At 45.5% G+C, this 15,159-nt stretch carries 14 protein-coding genes; 4 read left to right on the forward strand and 10 right to left on the reverse strand.

Going from position 1 to position 15,159, the window contains the following annotated elements:
* Positions 1–46 precede the first annotated feature (46 nt).
* From lolE to lolC, 3 genes are read right to left on the reverse strand one after another with little or no spacing between them, the layout of a single operon-like run.
* The gene (lolE, locus tag GZN30_RS07375) at positions 47–1,291 is read right to left on the reverse strand and encodes a lipoprotein-releasing ABC transporter permease subunit LolE (protein ID WP_075648634.1); all 1,245 of its coding nucleotides are present in this window, start codon (positions 1,289–1,291) and stop codon (positions 47–49) included.
* Positions 1,291–1,977: a lipoprotein-releasing ABC transporter ATP-binding protein LolD gene (gene lolD, locus GZN30_RS07380; protein WP_075648635.1), complete on the reverse strand. Its 687-nt coding sequence runs from the start codon at positions 1,975–1,977 to the stop codon at positions 1,291–1,293. Before lolD ends, lolE begins: the two co-directional genes overlap by 1 nt.
* Positions 1,970–3,178, reverse strand: coding sequence for a lipoprotein-releasing ABC transporter permease subunit LolC (gene lolC, locus GZN30_RS07385; RefSeq protein ID WP_075648636.1), 1,209 nt, complete (start codon positions 3,176–3,178; stop codon positions 1,970–1,972). Before lolC ends, lolD begins: the two co-directional genes overlap by 8 nt.
* Positions 3,179–3,342: 164 nt before the next feature.
* Between lolC and GZN30_RS07390 the strand changes: the two genes are divergently transcribed.
* The 4 genes from GZN30_RS07390 (at position 3,343) to GZN30_RS07405 (ending at position 8,845) form a co-directional block, all read left to right on the forward strand.
* Complete coding sequence (locus GZN30_RS07390) at positions 3,343–3,909, forward strand: PilZ domain-containing protein (RefSeq protein ID WP_075648637.1); 567 nt, start codon at positions 3,343–3,345, stop codon at positions 3,907–3,909.
* Between the two features lie 4 nt (positions 3,910–3,913).
* On the forward strand, positions 3,914–7,378 hold the full coding sequence (mfd, locus tag GZN30_RS07395; RefSeq protein ID WP_075648638.1) for a transcription-repair coupling factor: 3,465 nt from the start codon (positions 3,914–3,916) through the stop codon (positions 7,376–7,378).
* 36 nt (positions 7,379–7,414) lie between these two features.
* Positions 7,415–8,197 carry a peptidoglycan binding protein CsiV gene (locus tag GZN30_RS07400; protein ID WP_075648639.1) on the forward strand — a complete coding sequence of 261 codons (783 nt, stop codon included), beginning with the start codon at positions 7,415–7,417 and terminating at the stop codon, positions 8,195–8,197.
* A 108-nt stretch (positions 8,198–8,305) separates the two neighbouring features.
* Positions 8,306–8,845 (forward strand): GNAT family N-acetyltransferase, encoded by a 540-nt coding sequence (locus tag GZN30_RS07405; RefSeq protein ID WP_075648640.1) that lies wholly within the window; start codon positions 8,306–8,308, stop codon positions 8,843–8,845.
* 71 nt (positions 8,846–8,916) lie between these two features.
* Here GZN30_RS07405 and GZN30_RS07410 read toward each other — a convergent pair whose 3' ends face one another.
* The 7 genes from GZN30_RS07410 to hinT all read right to left on the reverse strand — a co-directional run bounded on the left by GZN30_RS07410 (position 8,917) and on the right by hinT (position 15,092).
* Positions 8,917–10,206: an NAD(P)/FAD-dependent oxidoreductase gene (locus GZN30_RS07410; RefSeq protein WP_075648641.1), complete on the reverse strand. Its 1,290-nt coding sequence runs from the start codon at positions 10,204–10,206 to the stop codon at positions 8,917–8,919.
* A 440-nt stretch (positions 10,207–10,646) separates the two neighbouring features.
* Entirely contained in the window at positions 10,647–11,189 is a 543-nt protein-coding gene (gene ycfP / locus GZN30_RS07415; RefSeq protein WP_075648642.1) for an alpha/beta hydrolase YcfP, read from the reverse strand.
* 152 nt (positions 11,190–11,341) lie between these two features.
* Positions 11,342–12,196, reverse strand: coding sequence for a phosphotransferase (locus tag GZN30_RS07420; RefSeq protein ID WP_075648643.1), 855 nt, complete (start codon positions 12,194–12,196; stop codon positions 11,342–11,344).
* A gap of 26 nt (positions 12,197–12,222) precedes the next feature.
* A complete protein-coding gene (gene lpoB / locus GZN30_RS07425) occupies positions 12,223–12,813 on the reverse strand; it encodes a penicillin-binding protein activator LpoB (protein ID WP_075648644.1) in 591 nt (196 codons plus the stop codon).
* Between the two features lie 58 nt (positions 12,814–12,871).
* A complete protein-coding gene (locus GZN30_RS07430) occupies positions 12,872–13,258 on the reverse strand; it encodes a YcfL family protein (RefSeq protein ID WP_075648645.1) in 387 nt (128 codons plus the stop codon).
* Complete coding sequence (locus GZN30_RS07435; protein ID WP_075648646.1) at positions 13,258–14,649, reverse strand: COG3014 family protein; 1,392 nt, start codon at positions 14,647–14,649, stop codon at positions 13,258–13,260. The genes GZN30_RS07430 and GZN30_RS07435 overlap by 1 nt, the downstream gene beginning before the upstream one ends.
* Before the next feature lie 92 nt (positions 14,650–14,741).
* Positions 14,742–15,092 (reverse strand): purine nucleoside phosphoramidase, encoded by a 351-nt coding sequence (hinT, locus tag GZN30_RS07440; protein ID WP_075648647.1) that lies wholly within the window; start codon positions 15,090–15,092, stop codon positions 14,742–14,744.
* Positions 15,093–15,159: the final 67 nt, after the last annotated feature.

The raw sequence follows: 15,159 nt of genomic DNA on the forward strand, positions 1-15,159 counted from the left end.
GGACCATCCGGTCCTTTTTTGTTTTTCTGCATCTTATGCGGCAAGATTACTTAGCGCTAAGTACCGCTGCTGGGTTTAGCTGACTGGCTCGAGAAGCCGGATACCAAGTTGCTAACAGACTCAAGACGATTGCGGTTATGGATACAAGTGCCACATCGCTGAACATAACCTGAGAGGGAAGGAAATCGACAAAGTAAATGTCACCAGACAAAAACTTATGATCAATTAAAGTCTCTAGTCCTTTGATTAAACTGGTCAAGTTAAGTGCAACTAATACGCCAATTAGGCTACCCACTACACTCCCTAGCACTCCAGAAAATACCCCTTGCCAGACAAAGATGCGTTTGACTAACCCATCCGTTGCCCCCATGGTGCGCAAAATCGCGATTTCTGCGGCGCGGTCTTTTACTGCCATCATTAGCGTTGAAACAATATTAAAACTCGCAACGCCGATAACGAGCACCATAACAAGGTACATAATCGTACGAACTAATTGGATATCTCGATATAAGAAACCATACTTCTGTTGCCAACTGCGCAGATAAACATATTCGTTAAGAGTATTACCCACTTCTCTGACGATATTTCTTGCATCGAGCACGTCGGTCACTTTGACCGCAACGCCAGTCACACCATTGCCGATTTTGGCGTAGCTCTGCGCATCTTGCAGAGGAACTAGCGCTAAATTATGGTCGATCTGCCCATTGAGTTTCAGTAAACCTGCGACTTGGACACGCACGCGTTTTGGTGTTTGAACTTGGCTAGTATTACCGGTCGAGGGAATCATCAAGGTGATATAGTCGCCTTGCTTAGCTTTAAGCAAATCAGCCACACCTTGTCCTAAAATGACTTGCTTTTCGCCAGCACGGAAATTTTTCCAACTGTCAGCATCAATAAATTGAGCGAGATTTGAAACGGCTGATTCTTTTGTCGGATCAACACCTTTCACTTCAATCGCTTTAAGTTGCTGACCTCGCTCAGCCAATGCGGTCAATTTAACATACGGAGCGGCAGCTTCAATTTTCGGATGCTGTTCAACATGCTCAATCATCCCTTGCCAAGTATCAATCGGTCCTCGAACGCCTTCAAACTCACCATGTGCGATCACCGACAGAACGCGGTTTTTCAACTCGCGTTCAAAGCCATTCATTGCAGACAAGCCAATAATGATCACCGCAACGCCGACAGCAATACCGATCGTCGAAGATAATGAGATAAAAGAGACCATCTTATTGCGCTGTTTTGCGCGACTAAATCTGCCGCCAATAAATAGCGAAAGTGAAGAAAACACTAAGCTCCCTCCACATTAACCAAGAGCCCGTCTTGCATGTGCAATTGACGATCCATTTTCGCAGCCAATTCGCCGTCATGCGTGACCACTAAAAATGCAGTGCCCGACTCTCGATTTAACTCGCGCATCAAGTCGTAAATAGCCAGTGCAGTTTTGTGGTCGAGGTTACCCGTTGGCTCATCTGCCAGCACTAAATCAGGGCTGTTGACCAAGGCACGTGCTATCGCAACACGTTGACGTTCACCACCGGACAACTCGGAAGGACGATGATCTATACGATGTGATAAGCCCACTTTATCTAATAGTGCCTGCGCTTTCTGTTTCGCTTCGTTCACCTTCATCCCGCCAATCAATAGCGGCATCGCAACATTCTCTAGTGCACTAAAATCCGCCAGCAAATGGTGAAACTGGTAAACAAAACCTAAGTGACGATTACGCAATTTTGCTTGCTTATTAGAACTCAGCTTGGAAAGCTCCTGCCCTAAAAACGTCACTTGACCAGAAGTCGCATCATCTAGTGCCCCCAGCACATGCAAGAGCGTACTTTTTCCCGATCCTGACGTACCAATTATCGAAGCAAGCTCACCACGCTTCAATTCAAAGCTGACGCCTTTGAGTACTTGAGTATCCAGCGCGCCCTCATGGTAAGTTTTGGTCACATCACGACACTGTAGAAGATCACTCATATCTTAACGCCTCAGCAGGTTTTACAGACGATGCTCGATAAGAAGGAAACAGAGTTGCCAGTAGGCTGAGCATCACAGCCAAAGTTACGACAACTAAAATTTGTACCGGATTAATCACCACTGGCAATGAGCCACCAACCGAGAACAATGCAATACCCGCACTCTCAAGTAGGCTATTGAGGTTGTTCGCCAGAAGTACGCCAAGCAGACCACCGATCAGCGCACCGACAATGCCGCTGCTCGCACCTTGCACCATAAAAATGCTCATCACTTGTCGATCGGTCATCCCTTGTGTTTTAAGGATTGCCACTTCGGCTTGCTTCTCCATTACCACCATGATCAATGCTGAAATAATATTAAACGCCGCAACCCCCACAATAAGACCTAGCATGAGCCCCATCATGTTCTTTTCCATACGTACAGCTTGGAATAGCTCACCACGTTGATCGCGCCAATCTTGCCATTTCCACCCTTGTGGTAATGGTTGTTGACTCAACTCGCCGACCACAAATGGGTCGTTGAAAAATAAGCGCCACCCAGTCATGGTTTGCTGATTAAAGCGCATCAATCTTGCTGCATCATCAATGTGAGTCAGCATTAACTGTCCATCAACATCAGAACCCGTATTATAAATGCCTGCCACGGTAAAGATTCGCTGGCTAGGAATACGACCCAACGGCGTAAATTGGCTTGCACTGGTAACCATCAAACGCACTTTGTCACCCGGTCCGATATCCATCGAGCGAGCCAGGGTGCTACCAACAAAGACTTGATAAGCACCAGACTTTAGCTGTGATAGACGACCTGCAATCACATAGTTTTCAACTGGATCGTGGTCACTCGGTTTAATACCAATCAGCAAACCGGCACTCAGCTGTTTCGCGCTTTGAATCACTGCCTCACCTTGCACGATCGGCTCTGGGTGCGCGGCAGTCGACATCGCCTCGATAAACTCAGGAGCTTGTTCGCTACGTGGTGTTTTACCATCATGTTGAGAGACTATCGCTTGAGGAAGCACGCCTAATATGCGCCCTTTTAATTGCGCCTCGAAACCATTCATCACTGAGAGAACAGTGATCAGAGACATCACACCAATAGTGATGCCAGCAGTCGACATATAAGAGACGAATCGGCTGAACCTATCACCGGAGCGCCCTCGAAGGTAACGCAAGCCGATAAAGGTCGACACTGGATGAAACATAAAATAAACCAAAACCTAATAATGGCGAATACTGTAACGATTAATTCAGATAGCTGATAGCCCTAAATTGCTATTTCGCGGTTAAAATTAGTAATTAACAATGACATACCTTGATTAGTTGCTGTGTATGACGATAATCAGAACATCAACAAAAGGAAAAGTTCATGTCCGACCAAGAATACTTTACTGTTCATCACCATATGACCGTCAATGTCGAACCCTTGGCTGACGATTTTGCTTATCCCACTTTTGACCAATTTGCAGACGAAATTCCTGCTCCTTTTTTAGTTGCAAGTGAGTTTAGCTCACTCGACCAACTGAACGACGCCGCACGCGCAGAGCTGAAATCAAATGATTTCAAGCATGTCATTGCCCTACTTGATACTCAAAATGCCAAACTCAATCTTCTGCTAACCTTTATGTTATCGCAGCAAGATGATCCAAGTTACCGCCACCAAACCATTACATTTGGTGCAAGTCAGTTTAGCTACCATGCAAATCAAGCACTAGAGGTGGGGACAAAGGTACGTGCTAAACTGTTTCTTGACCACCCAGCAGCGGCAATATACTGCTATGGCGCCGTATTTAGCTGTACTGCTGAAGATGAGCAATTTACCATTACAGTAAAATATGATCTCTTACGCGACTTGGACCAAGATCTGCTCATCAAAGCAGCTCTTTATCAACAACAGAAACTTCTGCGCCAGCGCTCTCTGAATCGCGATAAATAAAAACATGTCAAAACCATCATTACTCAATTTAGTTAATCCGCAAGGTGCTGGCGACAAAAAGCAGGTCGGCAACCTACCAGGCTCTGCATTAGCGTTAGCCATTGCTGAACTTGCTGAGCAGCACCAAGGACACACGTTGCTTGCAACACCGGATCCTCAAACTGCATTAAAATTGCAACAAGAACTTGAGCAATTCTCAAGTCAAACCGTCACCCTATTCCCTGATTGGGAAACATTGCCATACGACAATTTTTCACCGCATCAAGAAATCATCTCGGATCGAATTGCGCGCTTATACCAGTTGCCAACACAAAATGAAGGCATCACGATAGTCCCTATTAGCACTCTATTGCAGCGTCAATCACCACGTGAATTCCTGATGCAGCATACGTTGATGGTCAAAACCGGCGACCTCTATTCACTCGATAAACTGCGCATGCAGCTTGAAAAATCTGGCTATCGTCACGCAGATCAGGTTTTTGGTCCCGGTGAATACGCCAGCCGTGGCTCGATCATTGATCTCTTCCCGATGGGCTCTCGCGATCCATTCCGTATCGATTTCTTTGATGATGAAATTGATACCATTCGCACCTTCGACCCTGAAAACCAACGCTCAATTGACGATGTGAGTGAAATTCGCCTGCTACCGGCTCACGAGTTCCCAACCAGTGAAGCGGCTATCGAAGATTTTCGCATTCGTTGGCGCCAGCGCTTTGAAGCGCGTCGTGAGCCTGAATCAGTCTATATGCAGGTAAGCAAAGGCACGTGGCCTGCCGGTATTGAATACTGGCAACCGCTGTTCTTTGAACAGACTGAAACCCTATTCGACTACATTGCCGATAACACGCAATTATTGACGGTCGGTAACATTGAAGCCGCGATTGACACCTTCTTAACCGATGTCGACTACCGCTACGACCAACGTAAAGTAGATCCGTTGCGTCCATTGCTGCCACCGGACGAATTATGGCTTAAAAAAGACGAACTATTCAGCCAGTTTAAGCTGTTACCGCAACTTGCACTCTCTATTGAGCCTGTGAGTGAAAAGCAAGGTCGATTCAATCCAAACATTTCGCCGCTGCCTGAACTGAAAGTTCAACATCAGAACAAAGAGCCAATGGCGGCATTGCGTCAATTCAGTGAAACCTACCATGGCAAGGTGATCTTCTCGGTAGAATCAGAAGGTCGCCGTGAAGCACTCCTTGAGCTCCTTCAACGGATCAAACTTCGTCCTATCGAGTGTGAAACATTCTGTGACGCGTTAGCCCACAAAGAAAAATTCACGCTGGTGCTTGGCGCGGCGGAGCATGGTTTCCTGTATGGCGATGAGCAAATTGCTTTTATTTGTGAAAGTGATCTATTAGGTGATCGCGTTATTCAACGTCGCCGCAAAGATCGCAAAACCACCAACAGTGATGCGGTTATCCGTAACCTGGCGGAACTAAAACCGGGGCAGCCAGTGGTGCACATCGACCATGGTATCGGTCGCTACCTCGGGCTACAAACCCTCGAAGCCGGCGGTATGACAACCGAATACGTCACGCTTGAATACCAAAATGAAGCCAAGCTTTACGTACCCGTTGCTTCTTTAAACCTCATCAGTCGCTACTCAGGTGGCGCAGAAGAGAGCGCGCCACTGCATAAACTCGGCGGTGAGGCATGGGCGAAAGCACGCCGTAAGGCAGCAGAAAAAGTACGCGATGTGGCAGCAGAATTGCTAGATGTGTACGCCAAACGTGAACTTAAACCGGGTTACAAGTTTGCACTCGACCGCGGGCAATACGCGACCTTTAAATCAGGCTTTCCGTTTGAAGAAACCGATGACCAATCGACGGCTATCAATGCGGTATTGTCCGATATGTGCCAAGCCAAAGCGATGGATCGCCTCGTGTGTGGCGACGTAGGTTTTGGTAAGACTGAAGTGGCGATGCGTGCAGCCTTTGTTGCAACTGATAACGGCAAGCAAGTAGCAGTGTTAGTACCGACAACACTGCTTGCCCAGCAGCACTTCGAGAACTTCCGCGACCGCTTTGCCAACCTACCAATTCGTGTAGAAGTGTTATCACGCTTTAAAACCGCGAAAGAACAAAAACAAGTTCTGCAAGATATTGCCGATGGTAAAGTTGACCTAGTAGTTGGCACACATAAATTGCTTTCTAGTGATATCCAGTTCAAAGATCTTGGCTTGCTGATTGTTGATGAAGAACACCGATTTGGCGTACGTCAAAAAGAGAAAATGAAAGCGATGCGTGCGGATGTTGATATCCTAACACTTACAGCAACGCCCATTCCAAGAACACTCAATATGGCAATGAGTGGCATGCGCGATCTCTCGATCATCGCGACACCACCAGCACGTCGTTTAGCGATTAAAACCTTTGTGCGCCAACGTGAAGATGCAGTGGTACGCGAAGCAATTCTACGCGAAATCATGCGTGGTGGTCAGGTTTACTTCTTACACAACCAAGTTGAAACCATTGAAAAAGTCGCCGCGGATCTGGAAAAACTGGTTCCTGAGGCGCGCATAACGGTAGCGCATGGACAAATGCGCGAACGTGAACTCGAAAAGGTGATGAACGATTTTTACCACCAACGATTCAATTTGTTAGTGTGTACCACCATCATTGAAACTGGCATCGATGTTCCAACCGCGAATACCATTATTATGGATCGTGCAGACCACCTTGGTCTTGCGCAACTTCATCAGTTACGTGGTCGCGTGGGACGCTCGCATCACCAAGCCTATGCCTACTTACTGACTCCTCATCCAAAAGCGATGACCAAAGATGCAATTAAACGCTTAGACGCCATTGCATCACTTGAAGATTTGGGCGCAGGCTTTACACTTGCTACCCACGACTTAGAAATCCGTGGTGCAGGTGAGTTACTAGGTGATGAGCAAAGCGGTCAAATTCAATCGGTGGGTTTCACACTCTATATGGAGATGCTTGAGCAAGCCGTCGAAGCACTGAAAGAAGGTAAAGAGCCTTCTCTCGATGATCTGCTGCGCGAGCAAACCGAAGTCGAGATGCGTATTCCAGCGCTGTTGCCTGATGACTACATCCCTGACGTAAACACTCGCTTGTCAATGTACAAGCAAATCGCGAGCGTCGCGGACAAAGATGAATTAGACGGTTTGAAAGTCGAGCTAATCGACCGCTTTGGTTTATTACCCGATGCAACCAAGAATTTACTTTCTGTTGCGGAACTGAAACTTTCAGCCGCTAAACTTAAAGTGAAGAAAATTGAGGCGCACGATAAGGGTGGATATATTGAGTTCTATCCTGATGCTGACATAAATCCGATGTACTTGGTTAAACTGTTGCAGTCTCAGCCTCAAAAATTTGCAATGGAAGGACCGACTAAGTTCAAATTCACGCTACCATTAGTCGATAGGCGTCAAAGAATTCAGTTTGTTACTGACATGCTGGCAGAATTCCAGCAAAATTTATTACCAAAACAAAATTAGAAATTTCGGGGAAAAGTCCCCGTATATGGAGATGTGATGAAAAAGCTGATCCCACTGCTTCTCTTCTTTGTTGCAATGCCAAGTTGGGCGGCGCGACAATTTGATATCGAAGTGATCATTTTTAAACGTGCAGTGGACGCGGAGCAAGTGACCGAATCTTGGCCTGATACTCTGCCACAAATTAGCATGGACAAAGTCGGCAGCTTTGGCGATAGCAACTATCGTGCGCGCAAAGGCGTACAAATGTTACCTCGTTCAAGCTACCAATTGGATAACGAAGCACAAAAGCTACGTAATCATGCTGGCTTTCAAGTATTAATGCACACGGCTTGGCGTCAAGGCGATAAAGGGCGTTTGTCCGCTCCTACCTTCCGCATCACGGGAGGCAAAGATTATTCTGCGCAGTTTAATCGTGATGGTTCACCAGTTGGTTCAAGCAATGAGTCGGTGATTGATGGTGTTAATGAGCAAACTATCTCTGGTCCACTTTATGAGTTAGATGGAAAACTACAAATTTATGTAGAACACTATCTATACGCTGACGTTGAGCTTGATCTTAAAGAGCCAAGTGTTCGCGATGTTGTGCTAGAAGATCGTGACGTGCAGCTGGATGAGCAACCTTTAGTCAGCACAAATGGTGCGGCTACAACAGACACAGTGCAAGCTGGCTTAATGACGGAAGTCACCCCAACGGTACATACGGAAGAGTTTCTTAAGAGCTACCGTATGGACCAAAAACGTCGTATGCGCAGTAGCGAAACTCACTTCTTAGATCACCCGTTAATGGGAATGATTATCCAAGTGCGCCGCGTCAATTAATCGCATCTTGCAAAACAGATACTGACTCAAACGCCCAGCTCTTTAGTTGGGCGTTTTTTTATTAATCCTTTATACTTTCTTTTCTGTAAGTGATTGTTCGTAGATAGTATGAGCCCTGATTATCAAATCATTACACCGGAATTTGTGCTGCGCTTAATTGATGCAGAAGAAAATGAAGAACTGCGTGCATTAGTCGCCCACTCCCCTAGCCTTCATCAATGGATTGAGTGGTGTCACCCTGCGTTTAGTATCGAAGAAGCAGACCGCTTTTTACTGTCAACCCGACTCAATTGGGTCAAAGCGGATGCTTATGGTTTCGGTATCTTTCGTCGTAGTGATGGGTGTCTGATTGGCATGGTCGCCATCAACGAACTCTACCACACCTTTAATATGGCCAGCCTTGGCTACTGGTTAGCGGATGGGTTTCAACACCAAGGTTATGGCTGTAAAGCGCTCTCCGCTCTGTGCGAGTTTTGTTTTGATATATTGAAGCTGACGCGTTTAGAGATTGTTTGCGATCCCGACAACCATGCCAGTCAGAAACTTGCGATAGCATGTGGAGCAAAATTTGAAACGCTCGCGGCCAACCGTTTTCTGTTTAATGGTAAGCCCAAGCAAGGCGCAGTTTATTCGATCATTCCTGACTGACAACCGCGAGTCCTAGATAGCAAAAGAGCTCCCTGAAGAGCTCTTTATCTTTATCGCTTTAGCACTAGGAATTAGTGCAGTTTTAGATTTGGTCGCAGTACGCGGTTAATGCGTCCCATTAATACAATCAATGCTGTCTTAAACACACCGTGCAGCGCCATTTGGTGCATGCGGTATAGCGAAATATACACCACACGCGCAATACGCCCTTCAATCATCATCGAACCTTTGGTTAGGTTACCCATTAGGCTACCAACGGTTGAGAAGCGGCTAAGTGATACAAGCGAGCCTTTGTCTTGATATACATACGGCTTCAACTCACGATTGGTCAGCATTGCCACAATGTTACCAAACGCGCGGCTTGCCATTTGGTGTGCCGCTTGAGCGCGTGGTGGTACGAATGAACCGTCAGCTTGGGTACATTGTGCCAAGTCGCCAATCACAAAGATGCTGTCATCACGCGTTGTTTGCAGCGTGTCTTTCACCACTAGCTGGTTGATACGGTTGCTTTCAAGACCGCCGATTTCTTTCATAAAATCAGGCGCTTTAATACCCGCTGCCCACACCATAATTTGCGCAGGGATCTTTTCGCCGTCTTTCGTGGTCAAGCCATCTTTATCCGCCTGAGTAACCATAGTCGCAGTACGAACATTCACACCTAACTTGGTCAACTCTTGATGAGCCGCGCCAGAAATACGCGGTGGTAGAGCAGGTAGAATACGCTCGCCGGCTTCAATTAGGTTAACGTTAAGCTTGCTTGAATCAAGATCGCCAAAGCCATAAGTACGAAGCTCTTTTACTGCGTTATGCAGTTCAGCAGACAGTTCTACACCGGTTGCGCCTGCGCCAACGATCGCGATATCTACCGTACCTTGGCCATTTTTCGCATGCAGTTTCAAAAACTCGTTGTTCATGTTGGTGCGGAAACGGTGTGCCTGCTCAGGGCTATCGAGGAAGATACAGTTTTCACGGACGCCCGGAGTGTTAAAGTCATTCGATGTTGAACCAATTGCTAGTACCAACACATCGTACTCTAGCTCACGCGCTGGCATGAGTAACGCACCTTGCTCGTCTTTCAACTCAGCTAGTTTGATCGCTTTACGCTCACGATCGATATCTTCTAAGCTACCAAGTTGGAAATCGAAATGATGGTTTTTAGCGTGTGCGCGATAGCTTAATGCGTCCACACCTTCATCCAATGAACCAGTCGCGACTTCGTGCAACAGAGGCTTCCACAAATGACTCGCTTTGCGATCAACCAAAGTTACCTTTGCGCGACCTTTACGACCAAGAGTTCGACCTAATTTAGTTGCAAGCTCAAGACCGCCTGCGCCGCCACCTACTACGATAATTCGTGTCATAGCAACTGTCCTCTAAAATAAAAAAACGAAAAATTATTGGTTCCAAGCTCGCTTGGATAAAGCCTGCAACAAAGCAGACCGATTAAATTTTTTTGGGTTACACGCATCGAATGCGTTAGAGGTTCTCTCAGTAAACTACGTGATTGGATAAAAGCTCGCGCTTAGCGAGTATGCATCAACACACTCAAAACATGTGCTAACCTGCATAATTTGGGCAAGTTTTTTACTCACTCTCAATTTTTTTTGATATTTATCAAATTATTTTTATGCGACTCATTATATAGAGCAAATTTAGCGACGCAACAAGAGAATGCAGTAAATTCATTAGAAAATGTATGGGATTATGTAATCAAAGATTTAATTTCTCAGTTTTAAAGCATAAAAAAACGGCACCCTAAGGTACCGTTACTCTGTTGCATGCTGATAAATCTCGCGATCGTTTAGTCAGCTTGCTTAAATGCCTTCATCGCCTGAAGATGCTGAGAGATCTTCTTAAACTTATGCGTCTGTGTATCGTCCCAAACAATGTCATAATATGCCTTGAGCTCATTAGCCGTATCTTCATTGTTATGGATTTCATCTTGCTTAGAAAGAATCACCATACAACGCTGGCTGTTTTTGTTACGGAACTCTGCGACACATTTGGTTGCGATATCTTCGTACTCTTCAGGGCGATCAATTCGACCTTGCATATTGCGTTCAGGGTGTAAATTAGGGTTAAAAATAACCTGTTTGATGCCACACAAGAAGCCAATACGCTCAGACCAATATCCACCAAGACCAACGCCACAAATGATTGGATTTGGATCGTCAGACTGTTCGATAACTTTGTGAACTTCTTTTAATAGATGCTGCATATCATGCTTGGGATGCAGCGTACTGTAGTTGATGAATCGAACGTCGTCGTCAATAAACTGAAGTTGAAGAACCTTCTCGTGGTTACCCGGGCTGGTACTATCAAATCCGTGTAAGTAAATAATCATATTTAATCCCCGATTTAACTGCAGGCCTGTTGTTAAGACTAGTTCGGTTTAACTAACTGAATAGCAACAAGCACAGTTAAATCTAACACGAAAGCTAGGGTTTTAAAGGGCTAGAAGAAACATTCTCAGTATCGATCTGTGAAACAGTGATCTCACGTGCAAAACTGCTGTTTTAATTGTTCAGCTTGATGGAGGTAGTAGTCGTCTCCCCAAAGCTGAAATGCTAACAGATACCAAAGCATTGCCATCATATTCGCCCTAGGACGCCAGGCGCGAACCCCTTCAAACCAATCATCAATTCCCTCTAGATTGCGGCTCTGGCAATAACGCTGAATCGCAGCCATTTCATCCACCCCTGCTACATCAATACTCAAACAGAGATCCAAGCGAGGATCACCGATTGTGGCATATTCCCAATCGATGATTTGCAGTTTATCGGTCCCTTGCACCATGTTGTAACCCGCCAAATCAAAATGACACAACGTATGCCCCACATCTGCCAGACTTGGGGCATTGCGCCACTCACGATAAACCATCTCATAGTCTTGAGTTTTGAGCTCTGGCTTAAGCTGCATCCAGTAATGATCAACTCGAGCAGTAAAATTAAATGGCGCGACAGGCAAACGAGCAGTAGACAACTGATGAACGGCGACTAACGCTACGAGCAATTGCTCAAAAGAGAGGGTCTCGGTCAGAGAATCACCGGCAAGCCACTCCACCAGTAAGCCTTTGTCACAGATAAACACGGCTTGAGGGCTTAGCCCAGAATCATGGATTGCGGACAGAATTTGATATTCTTGAAAACGGGAAATTGAAAAGGCTTGAGTGATTGGTGTAGTCGGACGCCAAACATAAGCATTGCCATTGGCAGCAACAACTTTCCAACAGCGATTGGTTAACCCCCCGGTTAAGGTCTGAGCATAATCAGGGGGAACAGTGAAGAAACGCTCTAAAGCGGTTAAAGAATTGTCTAACTGACATGCTTCACGCCATGACATTCGCGCCATATAACGTTCCTTCTACTGGTTTTTACTTATAGGCCAAGGAAGCTCTTAGATTCTTGTTTACGAATCTCAGTTTCATCAGCCCATTCAATTAGACCCGTTTCCAGATCCATCAAACGCATCGTCATTTTGTAGTAAACGTCTTTGTCGCTACCTGCACTTTTCGCGATGCTTGATAGGTTACCGTACAGCATGTACTGAGCACCGACCATTTTACCGAATTGAATTGCGTTGCTTTGATTGACTAACTCGTCATTGTTCTGGAAGTTAAGTTGATCACGCACCGCTTCTACACGCCCCATATCGACGAAACGGAACTTACCAGAATTCAGCATCTTGGTACTAATCGTGTCAGTAATCGACTCTGTATCAATATGTTCACTGGTTTTGTTCTTCACTCGCTCAACAAAAACGATCGGACGAGAGTCACGTGTAATCGCCGCTACCGAGCCAGATTGCAACATGCTATCAACCATTTCACCAGCGATTGTTTGGAGATCGGTAGAGCCGAAATCAATTGTCGTGGTTTCCACAGCTTGTGCATCACCATAGCTAACTTGGTTAGAACAACCACCCAAAACAACAGCAAGACCAAGCAGTGCAATAACACTTTTATTCATTCTATGTTCCTTAATTTTTAATAGATTTGACTAAGCCCTTTAGAACTTAGTTCCTGTATTAATCGTTGTTATTTCGAATTTGCACTCTAAATTGAGTCGCATTTGGATTGACCGATACCTCGGAAATAGACAGGGTCTCTTCACCACGAACGATAAGACGTCGCCAGTTACCAGGCTTAGTCACTTCAAGACCTTGACCATCGTACCAATAGAAGCGGTACAACAAGTCTAAATCTGAGCTGATATTACTGCTTAAGCTAACAATACCTTGCGTATGCCCATCAACCGATGTGGTTGTAATATCATTAATGGTCAAACTGCGTGACATTGAGTCATTAGCAAACAGTACCTTTTGAGTATCACCATCAATTCTTAGCCCAGACGTGTTGGTTGAACACCCTGCAATCGCTAAAATTGATAAGATCACTAAAACGAATTTCTTCATTACAATCTTCCTAGTTGCTTATGCCACACTGTAGCATTGTTTCCTTGACGAGATAGCCAAACCAGAGCGGTGTTACCTTCCGCAAGGTTAAACTGGTAAGACTGTCCCCCAATATCCAAACGTTGCTGACCTTCATCAACCATTACGCTACTCGCATAGACAGCGGCAGGTAATGTTTGCCAGCTACGTGTGTCTGGTTGCTCTGTCAGCGTGTTCCAGACATTAAAAATTAAGTTACCAACATCATCGCCACGAGCAGCTTCTTTGCGCACCTGATCTTTTGCCACGACACGCAGAGCTTGGCGAATAATGATGTTCGGCATCCGTTCAGACAAATCTTGCTGTGCCATAAGATTAACATCGGCCAGTAGTTCATTTGGCACTGATTGCTGATTTAACCTAAGCGGCGAAAAAGTCGCTAAGTTCGCTGATGGATAATAAGGTAACGCTAAAGAGTACAACGCCCCATTGCCACGACTGTCATAAAGAGGTAAAGATAACTTCCACCCCTGCATCGCTTCGACCGTATCCTGCTCTTGCAAAATAATCACACGTGCTTTGCCGGATTGATTCGCTTGTGCCTTACCATAACGTTTTTCCAGCATGCGCAAATCGTCACTCATTCCTAAACGACGGGCTGCACGCATAGTACTGTCAATAACGGCGCGGTTATCTGGCATCACTGCCAACGCTCGTCGGTAGTCAACATACGCGCTGTTCAAGTCACCATCCGCTTCATATAACAACGCTGATAAATACATCAAATAGGCATTTTGTACTGCTTGCAGTTTTTTTCCCGCATCAGGATATTGCGCTAATACGCTGCCAATGTTAGGTGTTAAGCCTTGCGATTCCATTTCAGATTGCGCTGCTTCAAGTTGTCTTTCTCGCTCTGCCCTTGCCTGCTCTTGCACTTGGTTAGCTCGGCGCATTTCCACTAACGCATCATCTAGCTTATTTTCTTTGACGTAATTTAATCCTAAGTATAGATGGAGGAATCCGAGCTCATAATCGGCGGGATAATAGATATTTAAGTTATCATTGACCGCTAGTGCACCAATGCTCGTCGCGGTATCCGTGATTGAAACGGTCGCCTTATCTTGCTCTTTACGTACCGCTTGGTCACTCAGTTCTAACGAACTCAAACTCTGCTGATCGTTATTATTGAGCAGATAGACGCGTCCACGTTCAAAATTATCAAGAATGTCCCCAGCAATTCCGTCTGGCAATGCTTGCTCTGCCGCTGAATAATCACCGCGCTTGACTGCTTGATAAACTTCTTGGTTCTGCGCGCTATAGTGACTAAATAAATTGCCAGCCGAAAAGTTTGCACACGCAGTTAATTGTAAAGCGCTAATCGTTAGCACGACGAGTCGAATAGCTTTGTTCAATCCGCACTCCGAAATTCTTAATGGTTATTAAAAAGCACAACCATCGGATTGTGCTTTTTCGCTTTATAACTATAGACTGTGTTCAGCCTGAATTAGTTCATTAGCAATGGGCCTAATGGCGCACCGCCGACTAAATGCATATGAATATGGTACACTTCTTGACCGCCGTGGGCGTTACAGTTCACGATCAAACGGTAACCATTTTCAGCGATACCTTCTTCTTGAGCAATTTTCTTTGCCACCGTAAACATTCGACCCATAGCCAATTCATCATCCGCTTCGACGTCATTCACTGTCGGGATTAATTTATTTGGGATGATTAGGATATGTTTTGGAGCACGAGGGTTGATATCACGAAATGCAGTGACTAGGTCATCTTGATAAACAACATCTGCTGGGATTTCTTTACGAATAATTTTACTAAAAATAGTCTCTTCAGCCATGCTGAACTCCATGATTAATTAACCTAACTGAATGGTATACATAAACAGCCAAATTGTAACTTAGGCA

This window comes from Vibrio ponticus, assembly GCF_009938225.1.
GTDB classification, from domain to species: Bacteria; Pseudomonadota; Gammaproteobacteria; order Enterobacterales; family Vibrionaceae; genus Vibrio; species Vibrio ponticus.

What these genes read in the sequence shown, in the direction of transcription:
- GZN30_RS07410 (WP_075648641.1), bottom strand. Translation starts at nt 10,206, where the DNA reads ATGACACGAATTATCGTAGTAGGTGGCGGCGCAGGCGGTCTTGAGCTT.
- GZN30_RS07390 (WP_075648637.1), top strand. Translation starts at nt 3,343, where the DNA reads ATGTCCGACCAAGAATACTTTACTGTTCATCACCATATGACCGTCAAT.
- GZN30_RS07430 (WP_075648645.1), bottom strand. Translation starts at nt 13,258, where the DNA reads ATGAAGAAATTCGTTTTAGTGATCTTATCAATTTTAGCGATTGCAGGG.
- GZN30_RS07405 (WP_075648640.1), top strand. Translation starts at nt 8,306, where the DNA reads ATGAGCCCTGATTATCAAATCATTACACCGGAATTTGTGCTGCGCTTA.
- lolC (WP_075648636.1), bottom strand. Translation starts at nt 3,178, where the DNA reads ATGTTTCATCCAGTGTCGACCTTTATCGGCTTGCGTTACCTTCGAGGG.
- ycfP (WP_075648642.1), bottom strand. Translation starts at nt 11,189, where the DNA reads ATGATTATTTACTTACACGGATTTGATAGTACCAGCCCGGGTAACCAC.
- hinT (WP_075648647.1), bottom strand. Translation starts at nt 15,092, where the DNA reads ATGGCTGAAGAGACTATTTTTAGTAAAATTATTCGTAAAGAAATCCCA.
- GZN30_RS07400 (WP_075648639.1), top strand. Translation starts at nt 7,415, where the DNA reads ATGAAAAAGCTGATCCCACTGCTTCTCTTCTTTGTTGCAATGCCAAGT.
- mfd (WP_075648638.1), top strand. Translation starts at nt 3,914, where the DNA reads ATGTCAAAACCATCATTACTCAATTTAGTTAATCCGCAAGGTGCTGGC.
- lpoB (WP_075648644.1), bottom strand. Translation starts at nt 12,813, where the DNA reads ATGAATAAAAGTGTTATTGCACTGCTTGGTCTTGCTGTTGTTTTGGGT.
- lolD (WP_075648635.1), bottom strand. Translation starts at nt 1,977, where the DNA reads ATGAGTGATCTTCTACAGTGTCGTGATGTGACCAAAACTTACCATGAG.
- GZN30_RS07420 (WP_075648643.1), bottom strand. Translation starts at nt 12,196, where the DNA reads ATGGCGCGAATGTCATGGCGTGAAGCATGTCAGTTAGACAATTCTTTA.